Source organism: Clostridia bacterium (genome assembly GCA_035628995.1).
Classification (GTDB): domain Bacteria; phylum Bacillota; class Clostridia; order Lutisporales; family Lutisporaceae; genus BRH-c25.
Genome location: DASPIR010000016.1, coordinates 1 through 26,208, shown reverse-complemented (window position 1 = coordinate 26,208; position 26,208 = coordinate 1). Strand labels below are relative to the sequence as shown.

At 39.6% G+C, this 26,208-nt stretch carries 26 protein-coding genes; 3 read left to right on the top strand and 23 right to left on the bottom strand.

All coding sequences use genetic code 11. The features are described from left to right. Window position 1 precedes the first annotated feature (1 nt). The 13 genes from VEB00_05000 to prmA all read right to left on the bottom strand — a co-directional run bounded on the left by VEB00_05000 (window position 2) and on the right by prmA (window position 10,231). Window positions 2-964: a PhoH family protein gene (locus VEB00_05000; GenBank protein HYF82370.1), complete on the bottom strand. Its 963-nt coding sequence runs from the start codon at window positions 962-964 to the stop codon at window positions 2-4. 66 nt (window positions 965-1,030) lie between these two features. Next, window positions 1,031-2,209: a sporulation protein YqfD gene (gene yqfD, locus VEB00_04995; protein ID HYF82369.1), complete on the bottom strand. Its 1,179-nt coding sequence runs from the start codon at window positions 2,207-2,209 to the stop codon at window positions 1,031-1,033. Window positions 2,210-2,265: 56 nt separating this feature from the next. Next, window positions 2,266-2,538 (bottom strand): sporulation protein YqfC, encoded by a 273-nt coding sequence (gene yqfC / locus VEB00_04990; protein HYF82368.1) that lies wholly within the window; start codon window positions 2,536-2,538, stop codon window positions 2,266-2,268. A 106-nt stretch (window positions 2,539-2,644) separates the two neighbouring features. After that, the gene (locus tag VEB00_04985) at window positions 2,645-3,217 is read right to left on the bottom strand and encodes a hypothetical protein (protein HYF82367.1); all 573 of its coding nucleotides are present in this window, start codon (window positions 3,215-3,217) and stop codon (window positions 2,645-2,647) included. Window positions 3,218-3,355: 138 nt separating this feature from the next. Next, complete coding sequence (locus VEB00_04980; GenBank protein HYF82366.1) at window positions 3,356-3,880, bottom strand: hypothetical protein; 525 nt, start codon at window positions 3,878-3,880, stop codon at window positions 3,356-3,358. Window positions 3,881-3,918: 38 nt separating this feature from the next. Then, the gene (gene floA, locus VEB00_04975) at window positions 3,919-4,908 is read right to left on the bottom strand and encodes a flotillin-like protein FloA (GenBank protein HYF82365.1); all 990 of its coding nucleotides are present in this window, start codon (window positions 4,906-4,908) and stop codon (window positions 3,919-3,921) included. A gap of 18 nt (window positions 4,909-4,926) precedes the next feature. Beyond that, the gene (locus tag VEB00_04970; protein HYF82364.1) at window positions 4,927-5,412 is read right to left on the bottom strand and encodes an NfeD family protein; all 486 of its coding nucleotides are present in this window, start codon (window positions 5,410-5,412) and stop codon (window positions 4,927-4,929) included. 440 nt (window positions 5,413-5,852) lie between these two features. After that, window positions 5,853-6,299, bottom strand: a complete 447-nt coding sequence (locus tag VEB00_04965) for a GatB/YqeY domain-containing protein (protein HYF82363.1) — start codon at window positions 6,297-6,299, stop codon at window positions 5,853-5,855. A gap of 15 nt (window positions 6,300-6,314) precedes the next feature. Continuing rightward, window positions 6,315-6,491: a 30S ribosomal protein S21 gene (gene rpsU, locus VEB00_04960; protein HYF82362.1), complete on the bottom strand. Its 177-nt coding sequence runs from the start codon at window positions 6,489-6,491 to the stop codon at window positions 6,315-6,317. 141 nt (window positions 6,492-6,632) lie between these two features. Further along, a complete protein-coding gene (locus tag VEB00_04955) occupies window positions 6,633-6,977 on the bottom strand; it encodes a histidine triad nucleotide-binding protein (GenBank protein HYF82361.1) in 345 nt (114 codons plus the stop codon). Window positions 6,978-7,105: 128 nt separating this feature from the next. Beyond that, window positions 7,106-8,410, bottom strand: coding sequence for a tRNA (N(6)-L-threonylcarbamoyladenosine(37)-C(2))-methylthiotransferase MtaB (mtaB, locus tag VEB00_04950; GenBank protein ID HYF82360.1), 1,305 nt, complete (start codon window positions 8,408-8,410; stop codon window positions 7,106-7,108). Window positions 8,411-8,541: 131 nt separating this feature from the next. Continuing rightward, entirely contained in the window at window positions 8,542-9,282 is a 741-nt protein-coding gene (locus VEB00_04945) for a 16S rRNA (uracil(1498)-N(3))-methyltransferase (GenBank protein HYF82359.1), read from the bottom strand. A 1-nt stretch (window position 9,283) separates the two neighbouring features. Continuing rightward, on the bottom strand, window positions 9,284-10,231 hold the full coding sequence (gene prmA, locus VEB00_04940; protein ID HYF82358.1) for a 50S ribosomal protein L11 methyltransferase: 948 nt from the start codon (window positions 10,229-10,231) through the stop codon (window positions 9,284-9,286). A gap of 449 nt (window positions 10,232-10,680) precedes the next feature. Here prmA and rsgA point away from each other — a divergent pair, with 449 nt between their 5' ends. Further along, window positions 10,681-11,751, top strand: a complete 1,071-nt coding sequence (rsgA, locus tag VEB00_04935) for a ribosome small subunit-dependent GTPase A (protein HYF82357.1) — start codon at window positions 10,681-10,683, stop codon at window positions 11,749-11,751. A gap of 423 nt (window positions 11,752-12,174) precedes the next feature. Here the strand turns inward: rsgA and VEB00_04930 are convergent, their stop codons facing one another. Next, a complete protein-coding gene (locus tag VEB00_04930; protein HYF82356.1) occupies window positions 12,175-12,342 on the bottom strand; it encodes a hypothetical protein in 168 nt (55 codons plus the stop codon). Window positions 12,343-12,605: 263 nt separating this feature from the next. Here VEB00_04930 and VEB00_04925 point away from each other — a divergent pair, with 263 nt between their 5' ends. Next, window positions 12,606-13,469: a tyrosine-type recombinase/integrase gene (locus VEB00_04925; GenBank protein ID HYF82355.1), complete on the top strand. Its 864-nt coding sequence runs from the start codon at window positions 12,606-12,608 to the stop codon at window positions 13,467-13,469. Next, window positions 13,462-14,622 (top strand): IS91 family transposase, encoded by a 1,161-nt coding sequence (locus VEB00_04920; GenBank protein ID HYF82354.1) that lies wholly within the window; start codon window positions 13,462-13,464, stop codon window positions 14,620-14,622. The genes VEB00_04925 and VEB00_04920 overlap by 8 nt, the downstream gene beginning before the upstream one ends. Before the next feature lie 328 nt (window positions 14,623-14,950). Here the strand turns inward: VEB00_04920 and VEB00_04915 are convergent, their stop codons facing one another. The 9 genes from VEB00_04915 to VEB00_04875 form a co-directional block, all read right to left on the bottom strand. Continuing rightward, window positions 14,951-17,938: an SIR2 family protein gene (locus VEB00_04915; GenBank protein ID HYF82353.1), complete on the bottom strand. Its 2,988-nt coding sequence runs from the start codon at window positions 17,936-17,938 to the stop codon at window positions 14,951-14,953. 139 nt (window positions 17,939-18,077) lie between these two features. After that, window positions 18,078-18,638 (bottom strand): hypothetical protein, encoded by a 561-nt coding sequence (locus VEB00_04910; GenBank protein ID HYF82352.1) that lies wholly within the window; start codon window positions 18,636-18,638, stop codon window positions 18,078-18,080. 365 nt (window positions 18,639-19,003) lie between these two features. Then, entirely contained in the window at window positions 19,004-19,204 is a 201-nt protein-coding gene (locus VEB00_04905) for a DNA-directed RNA polymerase subunit alpha C-terminal domain-containing protein (protein HYF82351.1), read from the bottom strand. 755 nt (window positions 19,205-19,959) lie between these two features. Next, window positions 19,960-21,120 (bottom strand): molecular chaperone DnaJ, encoded by a 1,161-nt coding sequence (gene dnaJ, locus VEB00_04900; protein ID HYF82350.1) that lies wholly within the window; start codon window positions 21,118-21,120, stop codon window positions 19,960-19,962. A gap of 196 nt (window positions 21,121-21,316) precedes the next feature. Beyond that, window positions 21,317-23,134, bottom strand: a complete 1,818-nt coding sequence (gene dnaK / locus VEB00_04895) for a molecular chaperone DnaK (protein HYF82349.1) — start codon at window positions 23,132-23,134, stop codon at window positions 21,317-21,319. Between the two features lie 32 nt (window positions 23,135-23,166). Next, window positions 23,167-23,739 carry a nucleotide exchange factor GrpE gene (grpE, locus tag VEB00_04890; protein HYF82348.1) on the bottom strand — a complete coding sequence of 191 codons (573 nt, stop codon included), beginning with the start codon at window positions 23,737-23,739 and terminating at the stop codon, window positions 23,167-23,169. Window positions 23,740-23,774: 35 nt separating this feature from the next. After that, window positions 23,775-24,806: a heat-inducible transcriptional repressor HrcA gene (gene hrcA, locus VEB00_04885; protein HYF82347.1), complete on the bottom strand. Its 1,032-nt coding sequence runs from the start codon at window positions 24,804-24,806 to the stop codon at window positions 23,775-23,777. A gap of 113 nt (window positions 24,807-24,919) precedes the next feature. Further along, window positions 24,920-26,044, bottom strand: a complete 1,125-nt coding sequence (gene hemW, locus VEB00_04880) for a radical SAM family heme chaperone HemW (protein HYF82346.1) — start codon at window positions 26,042-26,044, stop codon at window positions 24,920-24,922. 12 nt (window positions 26,045-26,056) lie between these two features. Further along, window positions 26,057-26,208 (bottom strand): hypothetical protein (locus VEB00_04875; protein HYF82345.1); only part of this gene is annotated, 152 nt, incomplete at its 5' end.

Sequence of the window (26,208 nt, the reverse complement as noted above, 5' to 3'; positions counted from 1 at the left end):
TTTATTCAGAAATTTCTCCTGTTGGTACTTCCCCAGTTAGCTTCTTTTTATCTTCGTACTTTTCGTATGCCTTGATAATGTCACGCACCAGCTTGTGCCTTACGACATCCTTTTCATGGAAGTATATGAATTCTATGTCCTTTACGTTTTTCAATACCTCCATTACTTCCTTCAGTCCTGAATACTTGCCCCTGGGCAAGTCTATCTGCGTTATATCCCCTGTAATGATAGCCTTTGATCCAAAGCCCAATCTGGTCAGAAACATTTTCATCTGCTCCGGCGAGGTATTCTGGGCTTCATCCAATATTATGTACGAGTCATCCAGCGTTCTGCCCCTCATATAGGCAAGGGGTGCAATCTCGATTGCCCCTCTTTCTATATGCTTCTGGTACGTTTCTACGCCCATTATGTCATGCAGTGCATCATAAAGAGGTCTCAGATAAGGATCTACCTTAGTCTGCAAATCTCCTGGCAGGAACCCGAGCTTTTCTCCTGCTTCCACAGCAGGTCTGGTGAGAACTATTCTGCTTACCTCACGGTTCTTGAAGGCTTTAACCGCCATAGCCACGGCAAGGTAGGTCTTCCCTGTCCCTGCAGGGCCTATCCCGAATACAATATCGTTATTCTGTATTGCATCAACATATTTCTTCTGCCCTATCGTCTTGCTCTTAATGGCCTTACCCCTTGCACTTGTTATGATTACATCGCTAAGCTCGTCAGCCCGGTTCTCTTCCCCTTCCTTTACCAGCCCAATAGTATAGCTGATTGAGTGGCTCGTGATGATTTCACCGGTCTCCTGCATCTTTAGAAGGATATCGAGGGTTTTCTTCAGCATGCCGACAGCCTTCTCCTCACCTACAATCTTTACTTGGCCTTCTCTTACGATTATATCTGCATTGAATTCATTCTCTATGACTTTAAGATTCTGGTCAAAATTCCCAAAAAGATTCATTATTTTTTCCATATCATCAATTTGTATATTAGTTTCTATAACGTTTTCTGGCAATTGCTTTCCTCCTACGCTTTTGTGTTAATTTATTTTTTGTTTCACTCCTATATCTTCCAGGACTTCAACACTTATCTTAGCCTTTACAGACTTCTTCTCAATGTAATAGTTTATGTTCTTATTCAAAATCACAGCTTCTTCCGAAATCTGAAGCTTTATCCGTGCATTGAGCCTTTCAGCGCACCTTGCCTTGGCTTCATTCACCATAAGCGTCTCTTGTACTGGCACCAGCTCTTCAAATCTATATTCTATCAGCTTCACGGGGAACACATAGTCCCCGAAGCTTATAAGGTTTCTTTCATTTACGTATTCATTGAAATCCTTGAATTTTACACTTCTCTTCCTTGAGAATTCCTTGTTCAATAGCTTCAACTTATAATGTCTGACTATCTTCCCCGTGGATTTATACTCTACCTGCTGAAGTGGAATTTCCTCTGCATCCTCATACCAGGTCCTGGCACTTATCTGGGCAAGTGAATGTACTTGCCTCGGTTCCAGGTTTTCTCTGAGAATGGTTCCGCTTACTAACTTCTGACCCCTTCTGACAGATGTACCATCCTTGACAATGGGATCACCTGCAAGCACCAGGAGTTTTGTGATGATTCCATCCTTTGCCGCAACAATATCGCAGGCATCGGTGTTACTAACCATCGGCGGCGCTTCTCTTTTCTCAACAACCTCGACTACTGCCTTGGTACCTTTTATCTGAATACCTATCCACGAAAGCTCCGGCATGTTGATAAGCACCTGATTCTCTATATGCCTTCTATCCAGCTTGCCCTTGAAGCTCCCCTCGTGTAAGCCCTCAGCATAAAGCTGCTTAATTATCTTTTCACTATCGACATTCTTGGCGCCTACTACTTCAATCATCCAGACAAAAGAGGACATTATGTAGATAAAAATAAACAGTGACAGCAGACTAGCGTAAAACAGCTTTCTCCTCTTAACATTTCTGATGATAAAAGGAAAGCCCCGCTTGGTCAAAATGCTGACTGAACTGTCTGTTTTTCGTACAATGTCCCTAAGCCTTCCGAAATTCTCCAGCCCGATTTTTGCCTGCACCGTGGTATAGTCAAGCTTCTTTATGTCCCATATGTAAATATTATTAACCACTGCGAGATTAATAAATCTTTCAATCTTCAATCCTTTAACAATAATAATAGCATATCCCCTTAAATAATTCCATATTCGTATAATAAACATGCCTGCTTACCCCCATTACCCCTTAATATCCAGCATAGCCTCAACCTGCCTGTACGTCAGAATTCGATATTAGTTATCTCACCGGTAATAGTGATCTCCTCCTGCAATATCGTTTTTATGGTAAGGTTTCTGCCGCACAGCTTCATTATTCCGCTGCCCGTATTCACTCTAATTAGCTCCTCGCTGTATTCCACTATGCCCTTGTGATTTTCTACGGTTATCTGACCCGTGCCAATGATAATAACCTTTGAAACATCCATTACAATATCCTTTGGAAGCTCAAAGGTGTTAGATATCCTCTCTCTGATTCTATAACTCTTCTTAACCATAGCATCCACCCCTATATAATTGTATGCAGCCGGGGCAGAATGAAGAACATTAAAAAAGCAAGTTAAGCCTTTGCCTAACTTGCTTTTACTGTATGTTTGACATATTTCAGTTGTAGCTGAAGTTAATCTTTGTATTCTGAAATCTTTTGGTACTTTTCAATCTAGCATAAACCTCCTGCCTGGAAAAGAAGAATAAAGAAAAAGCTTCCCATAAAAACACCCATCCTCCAATAGACAGCCCCTCTATAAGAGTAGTAGTGAACACATTCTCTGCCACTTTCTCTTTTGATAAATATCCAATTACCAAGAAAGCGAAAGCTATAATAATATAAAAGAATATCTTCTTATTAATTTGTCTAATCTCTTTTCCTATAAAATGGGCAGTAAAATTAAAATTGTTTTTAATCCCTACCCTAGTCAGGTTTTCTTTGTCCGCGTCATATTGTTCCTTAGGCAGGTAAAATTGCAATTCCAGCGGAAAACTCAATGGAATATCAGAGGAACACTGATCCATAAAACGCAAAAGATCCGGATCAAGATCCCTTCTCTTGATAGGCGATGGATCCCACCCGTTGAATATCTCCTTGTAGTTTTCCAGCGAAATCTCAATTATAAATGCGTTTGTTTCCGCATCCATTTTATATATCTGTTTTAAATAATTCTTTCTTTTCTCAAACACGGTAACCTCCATCAATGACAGTAAATCTCTAAATTTATAGGTGTAATCCTTAATGATAATCTACCCCAATTTATGCAACTATATGTTTCAAAGCGTAGAAAAGCAAGTTAAGCCTTAGCCTAACTTGCTTTTTGTTTATTATCTTATGCTTCTTTTCATTGACCTTGGCGGTCCAATTATTTCAGCCATTATTATACTGCTCAGCAGATTATCCTCTGTTATCTCAAATATTGCGTCCGTTTCTTCCCTTTCCATCACTTCAGCCAATGGGGCAGGCTTCTTTTCTTTCCTTCTTCTTGCCTCCAGCTTTGGAAGCGCAAGATCAACACCCTCGCTGCTTTGGCTCTGCTCCACATAATTCATACTGCCTTGTATATTTCTATCCTCTACATAAACCATGCTGCCTTGTATATTTCTGTCCTCTACATAAACCATGCTGCCTTGTATACTTCTATCCTCTTCCTCAGTACCTTCACTTTCTTCCATCATAATCGGCGAAGGCATGTATTCCTGAGCGATCCTCCGAGGCTGCTCTACTTTATAACTGCGCTGCTTTTCTTTCATTCCGCCCTGGCCCCTACCTTGGTTTTGGTTCTGCTGCTGTTTCATAGCAAAGTTCACTATGCCTATAATTATGAATATTACCGCAAATAAACCTTCCAACTACATCCCTCCTTTGGTGGAGATGCTTTTATGCGGGATTACTTCTTTTCCTTATCAATAGCGTCACTCTTATTTACCTTTGATATCGCGTCTCTCATCTGGGTATCAGCTTGCATATTCTGCAGCTGGTAATAATCCATTACGCCCATTCGTCCATTTCTCAGCGCATCAGCAAGTGCCTTCGGTACTTCGGCCTCAGCTTCTACAACTTTTGCTCTCATTTCCTGTACTCCAGCCTTCATCTCCTGCTCTTTAGCAACAGCCATGGCACGTCTTTCCTCCGCCTTGGCTTGAGCTATCCTCTTATCAGCTTCTGCTTGGTCTGTCTGCAGCTGAGCACCTATATTCCTGCCTACATCTACGTCTGCTATATCTATTGAAAGTATTTCAAAGGCTGTTCCTGAGTCGAGACCCTTGGCCAATACTGTCCTTGATATCATATCAGGATTCTCCAATACCAATTTGTGGCTCTCCGAACTACCAACAGTTGTAACAATACCTTCACCAACCCTGGCGATTATAGTCTCTTCACCGGCTCCGCCGACCAGTCTCTCAATATTTGCTCTTACTGTAACTCTTGCTTTTGCCCTTACTTCTATACCATCCTTTGCTACTGCTGCTACTACAGGTGTTTCAATAACCTTTGGATTAACACTCATCTGTACAGCCTGCAAAACGTCTCTGCCCGCAAGATCAATAGCTGCAGCCCTTTCAAAGCCTAACTCAATTTCTGCTCTCTGTGCAGCTATAAGTGCATTTACCACTCTGTCAACATTACCTCCAGCAAGGAAGTGAGCTTCAAGTTCATTTACACTAACGTTAATACCAGCCTTCCTTGCCTTTATAAGTGGATTCACAATCCTGCTTGGAACAACTCTTCTGAGCCTCATTCCTACAAGGGTAAATATTCCGACATTAACTCCTGCTGCCAGGGACGATATCCACAATCCAAGCGGTACAAAGCTTAGGAATATTGTCAACCCAAGTATTACAACAAATAGTCCTACTACATAAATCACAATGTCCATTAATATACCTCCAATTATTTATTTTACTCTCCTTACTACAATCCTGCTGCCTTCTATCTTTATGACTTCAACCTCTTCATCCTTGTTGATAAACTCTGCTTCAGACACTGCATCTATTCTTTTTTCACCAATAAGCACAGTACCCGCAGACCTCAACGGAGTTATTACAGTACCCCTCATTCCAAGGTATTCTTCATAGCCTTTGGCACTTACATACCCTTCTTCATTTTTCTGTTCTGTGCTGAGTATCATTGACTTCAAGAAGCCTTTTCCGTATCCAAGCTTATATAGAGCAATGATCAGTAATATCGCAATAGCGATGGTACCTACCATTATTAGCATAGCCTGAAAAAAGCTTGAGGAAATCATAACTACACTGGCAAATACCAATATAACCCCACTTATCCCTGCAACACCAAACCCAGGCATCATTGCTTCCACCAGAAGAAGCACAATACCCATCACATACAGGAATGCTGTAAGCAAGCTCCAGTCTCCTAACATCCGTTACACCCCCAATACCACATAATTTTTTGATTAAATTTACCCTGCAAATCGTTATCCTAATTGCAATTAAGAATGAACCCCACTTAGCTTAAAACCTTAAATTGTCTGCAACTAAGTATAGTATAATGATATCAGTTTTATATAGTATTCACAACATGAGTACTAGCTTAAACTAACTCACCCCAGCTTACCCTTGTATACTGCAAATACCCGAATCAGTTTATCTCTTTCATTCTCCTTATATCTCTCACAATCATTATAATACCCTGTTTTTCATTTATATAACTGTCAAGCATAAAAAAAACGGAAACCCTTTATGGGTTTCCGTCTTTTTATAACAAATAGGAAAGTATATATCTCATTAATTTACCACTTTCCGTAAATGAGTTTCAAAAAAGGCTGGCTTAATTGCTAAAGTGTTTTATATAAAGCCTTTTTTATGTTGTTAAATGCTGTTTTACAATTGAATTAACCAATTTGCCGTCAGCTCTTCCCTTTACTCTGGATTTCAGCGCATTCATAACCTTGCCTAAATCCTGCATGCTCTGGGCACCAACTTCAAATATAGTATCTGAAACTATTTGGTTGATCTCTTCTTCGGTAAGCTGCTGCGGCAAATACCCCATCAGAATACCAATTTCTTTTTCTATATTTTCAACCAGGTCGGGTCTGTTGCCTTTTTCAAAGTCAGGTATAGAATCCTTCCTTTGTTTTACGCCTTTGGCAATTACCTCTATAACACCCTCATCATCCAATTCAATCTTTTTATCCTTTTCAATCTGCAGCACAGCGGCTCTCATCATAGTTACTACATTTTTCCTGATGACATCCTTTTCCTTCATTGCAGACTTAAGGTCTTGCTGTAATACTTCTTTGAGGGACATTCACATCAACCTTCTTTATTTTGTTTTTCTTTTTCTTGCAGCTTCAGATTTCTTTCTTCTTTTTACGCTTGGGCTTTCATAATGTTCTCTTTTTCTAACTTCTGCCAAAACCCCGGCCCTAGCGCATTTCTTCTTAAACCTTCGAAGAGCGCTCTCAAGAGATTCATTTTCACCAACTCTAATTTCTGACATCTATTTCCCTCCCTCCGCTGGTAACAATCCTTACAGTATATTTTAATACTGTGTTACAAAGTGGGACTAAATAAAACACTTAGTTAATTATACATTAATTGATTATTTAGTGTCAATAACAGGTTTTTTGAGTTTTCTACTCTATCCCAGAGCTGTTTCTAATTTGCGTCCTCCCAATATATGAAAATGCAGGTGTGGCACTAACTGCCCGCCGTCCTTTCCAATATTGGTAATTACACGGTAACCACTTTCTGCTATGCCTGCTTCTTTTGCTATATCCGGGATTTTCTCAAAAATATACCCTGCTATCTGTGAGTTGCCCCCATTTATTTCCTGGGCAGACTCAATATGCTGCTTTGGTATAATTAATATATGAACTGGAGCAAGTGGATTGATGTCTTTAAAAGCCATTACTAGGTTATCCTGATAAACCAAGCTGCAAGGTATTTCTCCGCTGGCTATCTTGCAGAAAATACAGTCGCTCATTACTTCACCTCCTTAGTCCAGTCCCCGCCTTATATTATTAGAAGCTTCCTTCCAACAACAATTCAGCTTACAAATGCATTATTGGATATTCAACAAAATATTTTAAATTCCTGCAAATGTATCAAAATTTATTGCTTAATTTTACCTGCCATAGAATCTTCTCTTAGTTCAACAAGAATTGTTTCAATTATTTTTCCCTTTATGTCACTCTGCGATTCAGAGACAACCCTAATATAGTTATCTGTCAAACCCTCGTAAAGAGAGCTCTTCTCATCAATTGGACGCTCATACAAAACCGACCTGCAGCTTCCGATAAAGCCTTTTTTGAATTTTTCTTCACTTTTTTTGGCAATGGAAGTTACAAGTTTGCTCCTGGCATCTTTTACCTGGGGCTTTACCTGATTTTGATATTTTGAAGCCGGTGTACCCTCTCGGGGTGAATACTTGAAAACATGCATGGCACTGAAGGATATCTCCTCAATGAAGGCAGCTGTTTTCTGAAATTCTTCCTCTGTCTCTCCCGGAAAACCTACAATCAGGTCGGTTGTTATTGCAACATCAGCAAAGACTTCCCTTAATTTCCCTACCACTCTTTTATATTCCTCTGTGGTATATTTTCTATTCATCCTTTTCAAGGTTTCATCACATCCGCTTTGCAGCGAAAGGTGAAAATGTCTGCATATTTTAGGCAGTTTTTTTAGCCTGCCGATAAACTCTTCTGTCATCACATTAGGATCTACAGAGCTCATGCGAATTCGCTCAATTCCTTCCACCTGATGAACCTTCTCAATCATCTCTATAAGTGAAGTATTCCCCAGGTCTTTTCCATAGGAAGCCACATGTATCCCCGTCAGTACGACCTCCCTGAAGCCATTCTCCGCAAGCTCCCTTACCTCGGCTATTATACTTTCCGGCTTGCGGCTTCTAATATGCCCTCTGGCATAAGGTATTATGCAATATGTACAGTACTGGTCGCAGCCCTCCTGAATTTTCAGAAACGCCCTGGTCCTGCTCTTATAGTTTTTAATGGACATTTCTTCAAATTCACTTACTTCCATTATGTCATTGACCAGATTGAGCTTTTCCTCTTTTTCCATGGCATACTCAACCAGCTCCACTATCCTGTTTCTCTCATTTGTTCCAACCACAAGGCTGACTCCCGGTATCTCCAGCACCTCCTTGGGTGCTATCTGGGAATAGCAGCCCACAACAGCCACAAAGGCATCGGGATTAAGCTCCAGGGCCCTTCTTATTACCTGCCTGGATTTCCTGTCTCCCATATTGGTGACCGTACAGGTATTTATAATATATACATCTGCATACTCAGTATATTCTACAGTTTCATAGCCTGCACTTTCAAAACTCTCAATCATTGCTTCCGTCTCATACTGGTTGACCTTGCAGCCCAGTGTATAAAATGCCGCTCTTTTCAAAGCACTTCCTCCTGAATTCAAATTCGCATCGGCGAATTTGCGCGCCGATTTTGATCACGTTTGCGTGATAATTTCCATTACAAAATCGTGTGCATCCGCCGGAGGCTTATCATATTCATCTGAATATGATATTATTTCATCTGGTCATATTCGTACATTATGCTGGTCAGTACTGCCACCCCCGCGGTCTCTGTGCGGAGTATCCTGCTGCCTAAGGTGACCGGTACCGCTCCCGCTGCTTTTGCCTTCTCAATCTCCGAGGAGTCGAAGCCCCCTTCAGGACCTATGAAGAAGCCTATGCTGCTTCCTTTATCCTTGCGAAGTGCTTCCTTAATAGATAGGCTGCCTTCCAGCTCGTAGGGTACTATAACTGCATCCAGCCTTGCTGCGTCTTTAAGTGCCTCAGGAAAGGTCATGGGCATTTCAATAGTGGGAATAATTCCTCTCCCGCTCTGCTTTGCCGCTTCTTCAGCAATTTTAGTCCATCTTTCAACCTTCTTCTTCTCATCCTTTTCTGACTCCAGCTTAACTATAGTCCTCACTGTAGAAACTGGAACCACCCTTATAATTCCCATTTCTGTACACTTTTGAATGATGAGGTCCATCTTGGTTGATTTAGGTATTCCCTGATATAATACCACCTCAACATCCGGCTCACCTTTTGATGCTTCCTTATCGAGGATAACCGTCCTTACAGAGGTCTTATCCATGCTTTCAATTGCTGCAAGATAGTCTGACCCCTCTCCATCACAAAGCACTATCTTGTCACCAACTTGAAGACGCAGCACTTTCGATATATGCTGCACATCTTCTCCATAAACGGTTATGTTGTCTTTTTCAATATCTCTATTCTTTACAAAAAACCTGTGCATTTTACTTCCTCTCTGCCGCTATGGCGCACCATTCTCCCATTTCAAGCACTTCGAGAACGTTGAAGCCCTCTGCCCTGAGCTTTTTCAGCACGTCATCCCTTCTATCCCTTATAATGCCGGAGGATATGAATATGCCGCCCTTATTCATGAAATTCATTGCATCTTCACTGAAGGAAATTATTATATCCGCTATTATATTTGCAATTATGACATCAGCCTTATCTGCAACTACATCTAGAAGGTTTCCGCAGCGAATGTCCAGCCTGTCGGACACCTTGTTTATTTCTGCATTCTCCCTGCTGACTTTGCAGGAAAGCTCGTCTATGTCCACACAGACGACACTCTTTGCATTAAGCTTGGCAGCTGTTATTCCAAGGATTCCAGAGCCACAGCCTACGTCAAACACTGTGCTGTCATCCTTAACATACTTCTCCAATAGCTTGACGCACATAATTGTTGTTTCATGGGTTCCTGTACCGAAGGCCATTCCTGGATCCAGCTCCACAATAACTTCACCGGCCTTGCTCTCGTACCCTTCCCAGGTAGGCTTTATAACCACTCTGTCTCCGACCTTTGCAGGCTTGTAATATTTCTTCCAGGCATTAGCCCAGTCTTCATCATTGACTTCACGTGTGGACACAATGCCTTTTCCCTTGTCGAGTCCGAACTCTTCCAGCTTTCCTACTCGGCTTCTTATAGTATTCAACTTTTCTTCACTAAATTCTTCAGAGAGAAAATATCCTTTTACCTTGGCATCGTCTCCCAATTTCTTGATTAACTCCTCTTCAACATAATCCCAACTCTTCTTATCCTTGTTCAATGCGTTAAAGTCGTTAGGATCTTCTATAAGCACTCCCGATGCTCCCTCGTTATATAATATTTCTGATACTGCATCAGATGCTTCAGTAGTTGTTATTACCTGCAGCTCTATGTATTTCATATAATTCATCCCTTCACAATAGAAATATGCCCGGTATGTTCTCCGGTTACTATTTTTGATACTTTAATTATTATATATAATCATACTAATTTTTACAATATATTCATGGATATGCAAATTGTATTCCTCAAGGATATGGTTGCGAGTTACGCGTTTCGTGTTGCGCGTTTTTTGAGTATAGTCTTCGAAGCAATTTAATATAATACTATTTACAAGAATATTATAATCTGTTATTCTTAATTTATTAATTTGGAAGGAGTGATGTCATATGAAGATAGAGTGTGTAGAATTCTGTTCTTTTTTTGTGAATTTCATAATGACTGCTCCCAAAAGTGTTGGAACGATACTGTAATATTTAATACATGCTGTATGTTAACCATGTCCTGGGAGTAGTCGGGTATCGACTAACTACACAGGGCTATTTTTATGCCCAAAATTAATGGGAGGTTAACAACATATTGAATACAAATAATAACTTAATGGCTTTAGGCTGGAACGAGGACTTGGAAAAGGAATTTGCAGGTTATAAGGACTCTTGCGAGGTTGGCAGGGTTGCTGTTGAATATAAGGGCTTATACAAGGTCTACTGCGAAAACAGAGAAACACTCGCAGCAATATCCGGTAAAATGATTTATTCCGCTGCCCTTCGTGATGATTATCCCGCCGTAGGGGACTGGGTGGTATTGGATAAGTCTGAATCTGATAGTGATAGGGCTATAATTCGCGGAATACTTAGCCGCAAGAGCAAATTCTCCAGAAAATCAGCGGGTAATACTGTTGAGGAGCAAATAATAGCTGTAAATATCGACACTGTATTTATATGCATGTCTCTTAATCAGAATTATAACCTAAGAAGGCTGGAAAGGTATATAACCATGGGCTGGGACAGCGGTGCCATTCCGGTAGTACTGCTTACAAAATCTGATTTATGCGAAAATGTTGAAGAGAAATTAAAAGAGACACAGGAAGCAGCGATAGGCGTAGATGTACACTGCATCAGCTGTGCAAACGATTCAGCTGCTGAAACAGTTAGGAATTACATCAAACCGGGTCAGACTGTAGCTTTCCTTGGATCCTCCGGTGTCGGCAAATCAACGATAGTAAACAGGCTGCTTGGCGAAGAAAGGCTTGATACTCAGGCAATAAGCGATTTGGGAGATAGGGGCAGGCACACTACCACTAACAGAGAGCTGATATTACTGCCCGAAGGCGGTGTAGTGATAGACACTCCAGGTATGCGGGAGTTTCATATTTTGGATGCTGAAGAAGGCATTAACACTGCCTTTAATGATATAGAGAGCTTTGCAGAGAATTGCAGATTCTCGAACTGCACACATACCACTGAACCCCAGTGTGCAGTAAAGGAAGCAATCGAGAGCGGCGCCCTAAGTGAGGATAGATACAATAACTACATCAAACTGAAGAAGGAAGCTGCATTTGTTGAGAGAAAGACCAACAAAAAAGCAGAACTGGAATATAAAGATTTTATAAAGAAAAGAATGAGCGAAGTTAATAAGATCAAATACTAAGTAGCAAGTAAGAGAATCTCTAAAATAAGAACAGCCATGTCATAGCCACATATGTGTAATACAGAAATTGATGGTACTAATCCGCTACGCCTAAGAAAAATCTAACGCCTTCCAAAGGCCGTCCATGGCCCTGGAAGGCTTACTCGGCGTCCTGCCTCGTATACGATTTTTCTAAGGCTCCGCTTCTAAGTACCATTAACAATTTCTGTATAAGCATACTTAGGCTATTGACATGGCTGTTCTACCTATCAGTTACTCTCCTGGGGCATTTTATGTAACGATTTAGGGGAGTATTAACTTTTTTCCTCCTAAAGTCGTGTGCGTTCTTCAAAACATCGGAGTACTCTGATATGTGAAACAATTTTGCACGGATTGAAAACCACTGCCTGGTTATATGCAAAATGTAAAGTGAACGTTTCGGCTTTATTGCGATATACTCATATTTCCAATCGTCAGGCTTCCTTCTCCGACAGGTGAAATCTTTGCCATATATCCAAGAGCAAGTGCTGTTTCATGCAGGCTGTTTACAATATACTTATCCTCTGTCGATAATGAAGAAATTATTTGAGATAAAACATTCTTTGACTCCATAAAGTTCCTCGCTTTCTCTGGTTCATATCTTTTTCGGGTGGGCGGCAAGCAGAGCCTCTTATATCTTTGGTTGATCCTTTTCATCAAGACATAAAAGCAAACTACCGATTATATGGATAGCACTAAACCGCTTACGCGGTGGTTTCCGGTGCATTGCCTTAGCTATTGTACTTGGAACTGATAATGTAGGTGTATCAGTTCCTTTTTTGTATTCGAATCCTTTAAAATAGATGTAACTCTAATTTAAAGGAGATGTTTTAACTATGACAAAAGAACAGGTTTTAGAAAAATTGAAGTTTGATGTAGAACTCAGGGGGTTAAGCAAGAACACCCAAGATGAATACTATACAAAAACTAAAATTTTTCAGGATTACTTTGGTAAACCAGCAACTGAGCTTGGCGAAGAGGATATTAGAGAGTTTCTTCACTATCTTACAACCGAAAAAGGACTTACTTCCGGAAGTGTAAATTCATATAATAGCGGTCTTCGCTTTTTGTATGGCGTAACTTTAAATGTTAATTTAAACTGCAAACAAATACCTCGTCACCGTAAAAAACGTAAATTTCCTGATATCCTTACTCAAGAGGAAATTCAAAGTATTTTTGCTGCTTGCGATAATTTAAGAGATAAATCTATCTTAATGACTATTTATGGTGCAGGGCTCCGACTTAGTGAAGCTGCCTGTCTTAAAGTATCAGATATTGATAGCAACAAGATGCAACTACTTATCCGCGACGGTAAAGGTGCCAAAGATAGATTTGCACTACTTTCACATTCTAATCTTGAAATACTCAGAGATTATTGGAAGGCATACCATCCTAAAGAATGGCTTTTTTACAGCAGGATAAATTCTGGTACACATATTACGCCTCGAGGAGTAGCTAATATATTCAACAAATACAAGAATATAGCCGGAATAACCAAAGATGTTTCTACACATACATTAAGGCATTGTTTTGCGACTCACCTTCTTGAATCTGGGGTTAGTATATTTCATATTAAACAATTACTTGGACATTCAGACATAAGTACAACATGCTTTTATCTTCATTTACTAAAAATTGATTCTTTAAATGTAACAAGCCCCCTTGATACGTTAAAGGAAATGGAGACAGCAATTGGCTGAGGTTCAAGATATATTTCTTAAATATGGCACAGATTATCGTAAAAACCACAAGCTTACCCTTGTTCAGCATAAAGCCATGTCTGCAATTCAAAAATGCAGGACTTCACAGTTAGGCGGTCATATAGACGTATGTGGAAGTTGTGGTAATACCCAAATTTCTTACAACTCTTGCCGTAATAGGCACTGCCCTAAATGCCAAACGCTTGCCAAAGAACGTTGGATTGACAACCAGAAAAGCAACTTACTTAACATCGGATACTTTCATGTGGTGTTCACCATTCCAGATACCTTAAATTTGATGGTATATCAAAATCAAAAAGTACTTTATACTCTTTTGTTTAAGGCTATAGCTGAAACACTTGTAGAATTAGCATCTGACAAGAAATATCTCGGTGCAAAGCTTGGCTTCACATCAGTTCTACATACTTGGGGACAAAACCTCATGCACCATCCACATATTCACTGCATCGTGCCAGGTGGTGGATTATCCTCGATCGGCAAATGGGTAAACAGTAGAAAAAAGTTTTTTATCCCGGTTAAGGTTCTATCTCGAAAATTTAGAGGCAAGTTTCTGTATTACCTCAAACAATTGTATTATCAGAGCAAGCTTGAATTTCATGGTAGTCAAAAATTTCTTTCCAGTGAAACGGAATTTGAAAAGCTGCTTTCTTCCCTATATTCTAAGGAGTGGATTGTCTACTGCAAAGCGCCTTTTAAGGATGCCGCCTGTGTTGTTGAATATCTGGGCAGATATACTCATCGGGTTGCCATCTCCAACAATCGTATCATGAGTATTGAAAATGGTAATGTTACGTACAAATGGCGGGATTACAAGGATAGTAGCAAATGCAAGCTAATGACTGTTTCTGCTGATGAGTTTATACGCAGATTCCTTATTCATATTCTGCCAAGTGGATTTATGAAAATCAGGCACTACGGCCTGCTTGGTAACCGTAACAAGACTACCAAACTAAAGATTTGCAAACAGCTTACCAACACGACTGTTCTATTTAAAGAGAAAGCTTCCACCCTCCAGCTAATCGAAAAAATTACAGGCAGAGATTTATCCAAATGCCCTCACTGCGGTTCTGACAAACTCAGTAGATTTATGTATTTGGGGAAACCGCCTCCTGCCACTATTCAAACCGCATGACTCAAAAGTTAAGCCATGTTACGGGGAGGGGGAAGCTATCTCTATTTTACCGTATCTGCTGCTTATTTTTGTATATTTGTCGTTGCTGTATTAAGCCAACACCAAAAATGATCTTTCAAATTAAGCCGGGTATAACTATTCAATCCCCATAACTCTCTGTCGTTTCGCGCTATCATAATTATCCAAAGTTAGGCGCAGTATTTGCTTTTTTGCACTCAAGTTCTTATTTAAGGACTTGAGTTTTTTGCGCCTAAATTCGGATAATTTGCTAAGGATAATTGGAAGTCTAGCTAAAGTAAAGTTGTTTCTTATTGCCTACGTGTCTGAGTTAGTACGGATCATTCTCGAAATAAAAATATTTATAAAATATCGATTTTTCAATATCGGATGGACCGTCTTTCATTGTTTGCTCATACTTTATTTTCAGGGTTTCATAAGCTGTTTTAAATGCAGGTTCTCTATATTTTTCTAAAGCCAACCAAGAACCCCAGCTAGTGTCATACTTAGTATAATCAAAATCGTTTGGGAAGCAGACAAAATCAAAAAAATCATAATGCCCTATAAATTCCCTATAAGGCTCTAGGTCAGTAATATAACCCTTTTCGACCAATCTTAAAACACTATATAAAGGTTTTAGATGTAAATCTCCTTCTTTTTCGGGTGGCTTCTCTTTGACCTGCTTTCTACAAAGATTGATGAGAATAGTAAATATCTTATCATCATAATAAAACACACCGTTAATAATTCCAAAGCGAATATAATAAGGCTCAATTCCTAAAATTCCAACAGACATCCTCCATTTTACTTTTTGTTGTTCTGAAAGAATTGGGAAAATTTCAATAATGAATCTGCTTAACATGTCTGGATGCTTATCTCGCACAATTTCTAGAAATTGATTGGTTATATTTTCTGATATAATTCCTTTATAATAATACTCTAGAGCCACGCTAAAATTTAGAAGTATGCTACACTCTCTGAACACAGCAATCCCTATATTATCTTCATGCGAAGTATTATTGAAACACAGGAGAACATTCTCGATAATATTTTTAAGCGATTCTATTTGTACATTGTCTTTTCGAAAACGCAATATGTTAAAGATACATTCAAGGATTTCAATTGGTACATCCCTAAAAACTGTGAAATAGTAGTCTTTCTTGTCAAAATGAGTAGTTATAATTCTTTTTAACAAGTTTGTTAGGCTTTGAAATATAGAATTATATTGTTCTGATTTGAAGGTTATAACTTGTATAAGTAATAGAATATTTTTAATATCATTAGCAAACTTAAAGCGTAAAATACTTTGAAATTCGAAGGCATCAATATAATTATTTAGCACAGATATAATATAATCCATACAGCCATCAGATACTTCGATTTGTTTTATGTTGTATTTTTTTAATATGTATTTTAGATCTCTATTGTCAGGATGGGTAATTAGAATGTGTATATCTTCTTTTTTAAGTGCATTTCGCATATAAATCGTATTTTTGCGATTCATTTTCACATTTGAAGAATGTAGCATTAATACCAAATCCACATAAAGATCAAGTGTTTTTAGCCAGTTACCGATAATTTGTGTGGACCCGCTATATCCTTTTATATAAATGTTGTTTATTATAAAATATTTTTGGATTTGGTGTATATGATATCGTAATTTCAAAAATGATAAATTATCTTTGTCCCAGTACACGCTATGATAATTAACATCAAATTTCCGTTCCAAAAGTTTAAATGCTTCGACTGTTTCTTGGTATATTTCATCAGAGTCATCAAGATAATCGTAAAGTGTTCTAAAAGTATCTTTATCTTCTTCAGACAAATTGTTTTTTAATACATACCAAATCTGCTTTTCTCTAATACTTACTTTACAGATGTTCTGTTGACAGATTAATAAATGAAAAAAATCATTTGTTGAGCTGTAATGAGACATAGCCGCTTCGAATAACTGTACTGCTTTTTCATTATTATCTAAAACTGAGCATACATATCCTGCTTGTAGCATTGCCCGTTGGTCACTATAAGGTGCTTGGCATAACTCATATAGTTGCCTTATATTACATTCAATTACACTAGTGTATAGAACATCCGTATTTTCATAAGAATCTTCTAAATTAACAATCTGTTTATTATCTGATTCGGAAAATGTAGACACAATAGTGCCAATGCCAGCTTTCTTAAAAACAGAAGTAAAATAAATCGCCTCTGTTGTATTGGCGTTATTAGCCAATATATCAATTATTGTTTTTAACTGTAGTGATAATAGTTCTTCCCTATAAGTAAGAATATTATCGTACATGTTATGATGTTCAATATAATCTCCTAATTTAGACATTAATTCTTTAGCAGTAATACAATCAATGTTATCAAATACTGATAAATCATCCTTTATTTCAACCAAGTCGTTATCTCTTCCGTATTTGATATATTTGCATGTTCTAAGCAGATTGTTTCCTCTAACATCTTCGAATACTACCGCCTTTTCATTATAACTGTGGGTGCTAAAATCGGCTGGCACATCAGAACTTTCTATCACAAAAATATTTTGTCTTCTATAATAGTCTTTTTCATAATCCTTTAAAGGTTCCGAGTCAGAATTAATAAAATAGTAGGAAAATCGATCATTATCGTTTTGTTTCCTTTGATTTTGCAAAATGCCATCGACCCATGACATAATAAGTTTTATATTATAATCCCCAAGGCCATACCCAATAAAAAGAATGGTATGATTAACGAACAATGATTTAATAAATGTTTCAATTAATGTGTGTGATGAAGAATACTGCAAATAATCTTCTTCTTTTAGCACTAGACTATCCAATGATTCCATATCACCATGCATCTTTATCAAGTAGTGATTTTTTGCGGCATTAACGAAATCATCGTCACTTCTAATGATTGAATATTTTCCCAGACTACCATATACCGTATTGCCGTATATATGGTTCTCTTCTAATGATTTTTCAATTAATAAGTCAAAATTTGTTGTAATAATGTGTACAGGCTTAAGATTTAATATCTCATCAATAATATCGTTGGTTTGATCAGGTAATTTACTATACTCACTTTTTATGATTTCATAGTATCTTGCACTATTTTCATTATAATAGTATTGAGGAATTTTTAGCATTTCATCTGTACTGAAGTGACTTGTTTTTAAAGAATATTTTAACTCTCCATTAAACAATCCTATCAAACTATCCCATAACCTATACCCTGAATTAACCGATACACCTGCACCAATGAAAATAACTAAATTTTCACGTTCGCTAGCTTTTTTTATATCGGTAATCATTTGTTTTATTGTCTTAACCATATTTCCTCCATATTAGTGTAATAGCTATGCTAGCTTCCCATTATTAGCCTAATGGGCATATGGATAATGAGAAACTGATACTACATACAAAGTAATACTTTCTAAGTATGTGCGAAAGTGCGGTGCCTGGCACCATAGTTTATTTGCTTTTATGATCGTCGAAGTATTTTTGAATATATTCAAAGTCATTCGTTTTCAAGTTTATTTTAAGGACTATTGATTTAAGGACTCTTGATTTGTAATGATTTTGGATAATTAAAAAAGCCGATCCATCTTCAAAAATTGATACTGAGTCTAAATACTCATCCGTTATTATCTGTGATTCATCATTTATATTCAGTTTGAAACAAGATGCATCTACTGGACCAATTCGATCACTATCCCACACAGAAGCTTTTTCTTTTTTAATAGCATTAAAGACTGTCTTAATAAATTCTTCATCCTCGATTTCTAAAGTAGCAGCTTTATAATACTCTATCATCTTGTTGAGTAATTTCTGCTGCGATTCTTTGTCATTAGTATTTTGACCCTTTTTCCATTCCTCATTAAGCGATTTTATTTCATCATGATACATACTGCTCATAAGACTTACTTTCTTCGGCACGTCAATGAAACTTAAGTCTACATCTCCTCGACTACATGCGGTAAGCAGAAGGATTGCTGACATCCAAATCACTATTAATAGTTTTTTTCTATGCATCGATAAACTTCCCCTTCATTAAATCGTTTTGCTTGATATCAAATTTAGATCTAATTACAATAGGCAGATATTTTTTTGTCTGATTTCAGCTAACGGTTTCGCACTCACGACATCACTGAACCGGACTCTCAGAGCCTGTCCCCTTGGCGGAGTTCCGCTCCCGGTGTGCCTTTAGGTGCCAGGTGCAAAGGTTATTAGGTTACTGAAGTCAATAAGCATAAAAACCTAATAACCTCGGAGCCTGGCACTTATCTATTTTTTATACTATTTTTCCTACTTATGATACGATTCACCGTACCGCTCTGACTGCGGTTTTATGAATAAGTGCTTAAGAACTATGCCTGACACCATAGTTCTTTTAATATCTAGCCTTCTGCTTTGAAAGAAAGACCATTTTCAGCAAGAGCACTTATTAATATTCTTAATGCCTTGGGTCCAAATCCGTGAAGCGCAAGTAATTCAGCTTCGTTATACAGAGTTAATTCTTCCAGAGTCTCAATTCCTGCACCTCGTAGCGCCCTGTGCGCCGGTTGACCAATTTTAATATTTGCTAGTTCCAATTTCATATTGTATCCCTCCCATGATATTCAAGCATTATTATACTTTAGCAATCACTTATGACACGGTTCACCTTATCATATTCTAAACTTTAATATAGAATTACTTAGCATTCAACTTCCCATTATTAGCCTAACTGAAAGCGTAACTCAACTTCCCATTATAGACATAATTATATCATAAATTCTGGTAATGTTCATGCTTGTGACAATTTTCTAAATGCCATTAACTCATCTGATTTTCGTGTATACCATTCAAACGCAAGGATGATTTTTTCTTATAAAAAAACTCCCTAACTTATTAATTTCCCTCGCTGAATAACAAAAACCCTGTAATCATTCGGATTACAAGGATTGTTTTTGGTAGAGATAAGGGGATCGAACCTCTGACCTCCTGAACCCCATTCAAGTGCGCTCTGAAGCTAATACTTAATTAAATCAGCATATAGCTTTCCTCTACTAAGCAGCTAATTGGCAAGACAGCCATGTCAATAGCCTAAGTATGCTTATACAGAAATTGTTAATGGCACTTATGAACGGAGCCTTAGAAAAGTCGTATGCGAGGCAGGACGCCGAAGCAAGCCTTCCAGGGCCAAGGATGGCCTTTGGAAGGCGCTAGACTTTTCTTAGGCGCAGTGAATTAGTGCCATCAATTTTTGTATACTCATATGTGGCTATGACATGGCTGTCTCTGTTTCGATACTTGCTAGAATAACAAAAGGCCCGCCATTAAGCCGAGCCTTTTTTCATATCATACTAGGAATTCACTTTCCGAATGCATCCTTGACCTTATCGAAGAAGGATTTCCCCTGCTCATCCAAGTTGCTTCCGCCAATTTCCGCAAACTTCCTGAGAAGCTCCTTCTGATGGTCGTTCAGCTTCTTGGGCACAGCTACTTTGACTGTGAAGTAAAGGTCACCCTTCATTTTGTTCTTCAGGCTGGGAATGCCTTTGTTCTTGATTCTGAAGGTGGTGCCGGTCTGAGTGCCTTCCGGTACTGTATATTTCATGCCACCATCAAGAGTTGGCACATCTATTTCATCTCCCAAAGCTGCTTGTGTAAAGGAAATCGGGATTTCGCAGTACATATTGATGCCTTCGCGTTTAAACAGCCTATGGGGCTTGACTCTCATATAAATATATAAATCCCCGTTGGACCCGCCTTTCAGTCCTGGCTCTCCTTCACCTCTGAGCGGCATCACAGAGCCGGTGTCAACACCTGCGGGTATATCCAGCGTTATTTTTCTGCTTTTTCTTACACTGCCTCTTCCCATGCATTGTGGACAAGGCTCTTTGATAATCTTGCCTTCCCCATGGCACGAGTCACAAGGTCTTACATTCACAACCCTGCCAAATACTGTGTTTTGGGTAAACCTGATTTCACCGCTGCCTCCGCAGTCTTTGCAAGTCTCTACACCGCTTCCCGCTTTTGCTCCAGTACCTTTGCACTCGGTACAGTTTTCATTTCTTGTCACGTGTACATCCTTTTTTACTCCAAAGGCTGCTTCTTCAAATTCCAGCTCTATCTCATACTTCAAGTCTGCACCCTTTTGAGGGCCTGATCTCTTCCTTGCACCACCGCCAAAGCCACCGCTGGCTCCACCAAAGAACATATCAAATATATCTTCAAAGCCTCCGGCACCGCCAAAACCTCCAGCGCCGCCGAAGCCTCCTCCGGCACCGCCGAAGCCATTAGGATCAACTCCCGCGTGACCGAATTGATCATATTTTGCTTTTTTATCCTTGTCGCTCAATACTTCATATGCTTCATTCACTTCTTTGAACTTAGCTTCCAAGCCCTTGTCACCCTGGTTCATATCAGGATGGTACTTCTTTGCAAGCTGCCTGTATGCCTTTTTCAGCTCGTCTTCAGAAGCATTTTTGTTTACACCCAATACTTCATAATAATCTCTTTTTACTGCCATCTTTTCACCACCTTTACATCCCAGGTTTTGCCTCGTGCTACGTGCCTCGCGGCTCGTGCCTAGGGCAAATCCTTCGAAGACTTCCTCTAAACATTACCTTGAACCCACACTATTGCACATTGTCTAATGAATCAATTCATAGCTAAGCAGGAGACCTTAAAAAGGTATCCTGCTTAGTACTCTTGCATTATATCATTTATTGCTTGTCGTCATCAACCTTATAATCAGCATTTACTGTATTATCATCCTGTGGTTCTGTTCCGGCAGGTCCTTGCTGGCCTGCGTTTGCTTGATATATCTTGGTTGATATTTCGTAGAATACCTTTGTGAGCTCCTCGGTAGCTGCTTTTATTGCTTCGTTGTCTGTCCCTTTCAACGCTTCCTTCACACTATTCAATTCAGCTTCGATTTTTGCCTTGTCTTCACTGCTGAGTTTGTCTTCAAGATCCTTCAGGTTCTTCTCTGTCTGGTATACCAAGTTGTCTGCATTATTTCTTGTTTCTACCTCTTCCTTTTTCTTCTTGTCTTCAGCAGCATACATTTCTGCTTCCTTTACTGCTGAATTTATATCGCTGTCAGAAAGATGAGAGCTTGCTGTGATAGTTACCTTCTGCTCGTTTCCTGTACCCAGGTCCTTTGCAGATACATGTGCAATACCATTCGCATCAATGTCGAAGGTAACCTCTACCTGAGGCACTCCTCTTGGAGCCGGAGGTATTCCGCTAAGCTGGAATCTTCCAAGAGTCTTGTTGTAAGAAGCCATTTCTCTCTCTCCCTGGAGTACGTGTATTTCAACACTTGTCTGCCCATCAGCTGCTGTTGAGAATATCTGGCTCTTCTTTGTAGGTATGGTAGTGTTTCTCTCAATAAGCTTAGTGAATACACCGCCTAGAGTCTCAATACCAAGTGAAAGTGGAGTTACGTCGAGAAGAAGTACATCCTTCACTTCTCCAGTCAAAACTGCCGCCTGTATAGCTGCACCCACTGCAACACATTCATCAGGATTTACTCCCTTGTATGGTTCCTTGCCGGTAACCTTCTTTACAGCATCCTGTACTGCAGGAGTTCTTGTTGAACCACCCACAAGTATAATTTTATTCAGTTTATCAGCCGTAAGCCCGGCATCTGATAGAGCCTTTTTCAATGGTTCCATTGTCATTTCGACCAAATCACGTGTAAGCTCATCAAACTTAGCTCTGGTAAGAGTTATATCAAGATGCTTTGGTCCACTTGCGTCAGCAGTTATGAACGGAAGATTTATATTGGTCTGCAGTACTCCAGAAAGCTCTATTTTCGCCTTTTCCGCGGATTCCTTGAGTCTCTGCATAGCCATTTTGTCAACTCGAAGATCTATACCGTTTGTTCTTTTGAACTCGTCTGCCAGGAAGTTTATAACTCTCTGGTCGAAGTCATCACCGCCAAGTCTGTTGTTGCCGTTTGTTGCAAGCACTTCGAATACTCCATCTCCAAGCTCGAGTACTGATACGTCAAACGTACCGCCCCCAAGGTCGAATACAAGAATTTTCTGGTTTTCTTCCTTGTCAAGGCCATATGCCAGTGATGCGGCAGTGGGTTCGTTGATTATTCTCAATACTTCAAGGCCTGCAATTTTACCTGCATCCTTTGTAGCCTGCCTCTGGCTGTCGCTGAAATATGCTGGTACAGTTATAACTGCCTGTGTTATTGTTTCACCCAGGTAAGCCTCTGCATCCTGCTTAAGCTTTGCAAGTATCATTGCTGATATTTCCTGTGGTGTATAGTTTTTATCATCAATAGCTACCTTGAAATTTGTTCCCATTTCTCTTTTTATCGAGCTTATTGTTCTCTCAGAATTAGTTATTGCCTGCCTTTTTGCGACTTGACCTACAAGCCTCTCTCCTGTTTTTGAAAAACCTACAACTGAGGGTGTTGTTCTTCCACCTTCAGCATTAGGAATAACTACAGGCTCTCCGCCTTCCATAACTGCAACACAAGAGTTTGTAGTTCCTAAGTCAATACCTATTACCTTTGCCATTTAATGTTTTCCTCCCTTAATAATATAGTCAATTATTGCTTTACCGACACCTTTACAAGTGTTGGTCTGATTACTTTGTTTCCAAGAATATATCCCTTCTGGAATACTTCCTTTACCTTGTTTTCATCCTCATCTTCCCCAGGTACCTGCATTACTGCATGGTGTATATTGGGGTCGAATTCCTTCTCCAAGGCTTCAATTTCTTTGACTCCGTTTTTACTCAGAACCTCCAGCATCTGCTTGCTGACCATTTCTACACCGCTTATATATTTCTCGTCCAGCAGATCATTTCTGAATGCCGCCGCAGCTCTTTCCATATTGTCAACCACCGGAAGCAGCTGCTGCACAATGGTTTCCAGAGCGGTATAGTACATGTCTTCTCTTTCCTTGGCTACCCTCTTTTTATAGTTGTCAAAATCAGCCTGCATTCTGAGAAGTCTGTTGTAGTTTTCTTCAGACTGCTTTCTGAGTTCTTCAACCTCCTTGCTTACATCCTCATCTGATTGTTCGGGGGCTGCCACTTCTTTTGCCAACTGTTCGGAAGCTTCTGCATCTGAATTATCGATTTGTTCAGCTTCCTCCGAAGTATGTTTCTTATGCTTCATTAATCTGACCACCTTTAAGCTTGTTATATTTTACTTTACCTCTTTAGGATATTTGTTAGCATATCACTGAGGTTGTTTGTCATGCATTCCACAATGGAAATTGCTTTGGAATATTCCATCCTGGTAGGACCGATTATCCCAACTGAGCCTATAGTCTTGCCGTTTATTCTGTAGGTTGCTGTTATCAAGCTGCAGTCTTTGAACTGCTCAAGCTTATTTTCGCTGCCTATGCTTACACCGACATCACCCTTGACATCATTCAGCACCTTGAACAGCAGATCTTTTTCCTCCATTGTATTGAGGAAATTCCTTGCCTTGTTGATATCACTATATTCCGGCAGGTTCAATATGTTTGACACTCCGTCATGGTATACCTCCGCAGTATCGGAGTAGAATAACGTCTGTATCAGTTCTGGCACAATCTGTTCAATAATTTCTCCATGTCCCAGGGAATTATTCCTCATATATTCAAGGTCAAAATCTTCAATGTCTTCGATTCCCAACCCTGACAGCTTGTCATTCAGCATATTTGTTATCCTCATTAGAGCATCTGATTGCACATCCTGTGTTAGTCTAAGAACACTATTTTTTACGATTCCGGCGTCTGTTATTATTACTGCCAATACCGTAGCGTTATCTATCCTTATAAGTTGTATCTGTTTGACGCTGGTTCTGCGGAGCTGCGGGGCCATTACTATGGATGTGTATTGAGTCATTTGAGAAAGCAGTTTGGATGCATGCTTTACCAGTCGGTCAATCTCTCCAAGGGTGTCAAGGAATTCTTTCTTTATCATTTCCCTCTGAACATCATTAACAGTATTCTGTTTCATAATCTTATCTACGTAAAGTCTGTAGCCTTTGTCTGAGGGAATTCTTCCTGATGAGGTATGGGGCTGCTCAATGAAACCCATCTCCTCAAGGTCAGCCATTTCGTTTCTTATAGTCGCAGGACTTGTTCCTGTCAGGTACTTTTTGGATATTGTCCTAGAACCGACAGGCTCTGCAGTATTTATATAATCCTCTATTATAGCTTGAAGAATAAGTTTTTTCCTATCTCCCAGGTCCATCCTTTTCACCACCCTTGTTAGCACTCTACTGTATCGAGTGCTAATTCTGTCTTTAAAATATCACTGGGGGATATTTTTGTCAATAGTTTTTTACAAAAAAAAATTCCTATGTTTCATAGGAATTCAATAAATACTGAATTGGACAAATCTCTTCCTTTATCGGTAAGCTTCAAGGAGCCTGCTTCAATTGCTATAAGTCCTTGGGCAGCAAGCTTTTTCATGGCTTCGCCATAGCGGCTCCCGAAATCTGTCATATACTTTCTTTCAAAAGCGTGGATATCTAAGCCTTCATTCAGCCTAAGAGCCAGGAATATGGTCTCCCACATTTCCTCATCCAAAGACGGCTCCTCCTGACCTTCTACAGGCAGCTCTCCTTGGGTCACCAAGCATGTATATAGGTAAATATCCCTTTGATTCCAGAACCTCCTGCCATCCAGCCTGGAATGGCTTCCTGCGCCGATTCCAAGATACTCCTCGTTTCTCCAATAGACAAGATTATGCTCACACTCCATGCCTTTTTTTGCGAAATTTGATATCTCATATTGATGATATCCGGCAGCATTCAGCATATCTACCGCTCTTTTATACATGTCCCTGTCCATATCCTCATCAGGCAGCTGCACTATGCCTTTCTCATGCATTTCACAGAGCCTAGTACCTTCCTCCAGCTTCAGACTGTAGCAGGATACATGCTCCGGCCCAAGCCTGCAGATATTGAAAAGGGTTTCCTCCCACATCTGCATGGTCTGGTTCGGCAGCGCAAACATCAGGTCAGCGTTTATGTTTGTAAAGCCTGCTTTTCTTGCATTTTCAAAGGCCTGTAAAAAGTCCTCACGGCTGTGGATCCGTCCAATGCCCTTAAGCAACTCCTCCTGCCACGCCTGCAGGCCTATGCTGAGCCTGTTGATTCCAAGACCTCTATAATACTTAAGGCTTTCATAAGTCACTGTACCCGGGTTGGATTCCATACTCACTTCCGCCCCAGGTTTCAAATATGGGGTCACCTGTTTCATAACTGCGCCTATAAGGGGATAATTAATAACGGTGGGAGTACCCCCACCGATAAAAACTGTTTTATATATGAAGTTATATCTCTCCTGGTATGCATTAAGCTCCCGGAGAAGTGCAGCCACATAACCTTCCGCTTTATCTGCCTTACCTTCAATAGAGTTGAAATCACAATACAGGCATTTGCTCCTGCAGTAGGGTATGTGGATATATAATCCGACTTCCTTCATCTGCTTCACCTATTATTCATCAAGCTTAAGGACTGACATGAAGGCTTCCTGCGGCAGCTCCACGCTTCCTACCTGTCTCATTCTCTTCTTTCCTTCCTTCTGCTTTTCCAGAAGCTTCTTCTTTCTTGTTATGTCACCGCCGTAGCATTTTGCAAGTACGTCCT

What these genes read in the sequence shown, in the direction of transcription:
- yqfD (HYF82369.1), bottom strand. Translation starts at nt 2,209, where the DNA reads ATGTTTATTATACGAATATGGAATTATTTAAGGGGATATGCTATTATT.
- VEB00_04925 (HYF82355.1), top strand. Translation starts at nt 12,606, where the DNA reads ATGACAAAAGAACAGGTTTTAGAAAAATTGAAGTTTGATGTAGAACTC.
- VEB00_04955 (HYF82361.1), bottom strand. Translation starts at nt 6,977, where the DNA reads ATGAGCGACTGTATTTTCTGCAAGATAGCCAGCGGAGAAATACCTTGC.
- VEB00_04945 (HYF82359.1), bottom strand. Translation starts at nt 9,282, where the DNA reads ATGCACAGGTTTTTTGTAAAGAATAGAGATATTGAAAAAGACAACATA.
- VEB00_04915 (HYF82353.1), bottom strand. Translation starts at nt 17,938, where the DNA reads ATGGTTAAGACAATAAAACAAATGATTACCGATATAAAAAAAGCTAGC.
- VEB00_04930 (HYF82356.1), bottom strand. Translation starts at nt 12,342, where the DNA reads ATGGAGTCAAAGAATGTTTTATCTCAAATAATTTCTTCATTATCGACA.
- dnaK (HYF82349.1), bottom strand. Translation starts at nt 23,134, where the DNA reads ATGGCAAAGGTAATAGGTATTGACTTAGGAACTACAAACTCTTGTGTT.
- dnaJ (HYF82350.1), bottom strand. Translation starts at nt 21,120, where the DNA reads ATGGCAGTAAAAAGAGATTATTATGAAGTATTGGGTGTAAACAAAAAT.
- floA (HYF82365.1), bottom strand. Translation starts at nt 4,908, where the DNA reads ATGGACATTGTGATTTATGTAGTAGGACTATTTGTTGTAATACTTGGG.
- rpsU (HYF82362.1), bottom strand. Translation starts at nt 6,491, where the DNA reads ATGTCAGAAATTAGAGTTGGTGAAAATGAATCTCTTGAGAGCGCTCTT.
- yqfC (HYF82368.1), bottom strand. Translation starts at nt 2,538, where the DNA reads ATGGTTAAGAAGAGTTATAGAATCAGAGAGAGGATATCTAACACCTTT.
- hrcA (HYF82347.1), bottom strand. Translation starts at nt 24,806, where the DNA reads ATGGACCTGGGAGATAGGAAAAAACTTATTCTTCAAGCTATAATAGAG.
- VEB00_04905 (HYF82351.1), bottom strand. Translation starts at nt 19,204, where the DNA reads ATGAAATTGGAACTAGCAAATATTAAAATTGGTCAACCGGCGCACAGG.
- prmA (HYF82358.1), bottom strand. Translation starts at nt 10,231, where the DNA reads ATGAATTATATGAAATACATAGAGCTGCAGGTAATAACAACTACTGAA.
- VEB00_04910 (HYF82352.1), bottom strand. Translation starts at nt 18,638, where the DNA reads ATGCATAGAAAAAAACTATTAATAGTGATTTGGATGTCAGCAATCCTT.
- grpE (HYF82348.1), bottom strand. Translation starts at nt 23,739, where the DNA reads ATGAAGCATAAGAAACATACTTCGGAGGAAGCTGAACAAATCGATAAT.
- VEB00_05000 (HYF82370.1), bottom strand. Translation starts at nt 964, where the DNA reads ATGGAAAAAATAATGAATCTTTTTGGGAATTTTGACCAGAATCTTAAA.
- VEB00_04965 (HYF82363.1), bottom strand. Translation starts at nt 6,299, where the DNA reads ATGTCCCTCAAAGAAGTATTACAGCAAGACCTTAAGTCTGCAATGAAG.
- hemW (HYF82346.1), bottom strand. Translation starts at nt 26,044, where the DNA reads ATGAAGGAAGTCGGATTATATATCCACATACCCTACTGCAGGAGCAAA.
- VEB00_04970 (HYF82364.1), bottom strand. Translation starts at nt 5,412, where the DNA reads ATGTTAGGAGACTGGAGCTTGCTTACAGCATTCCTGTATGTGATGGGT.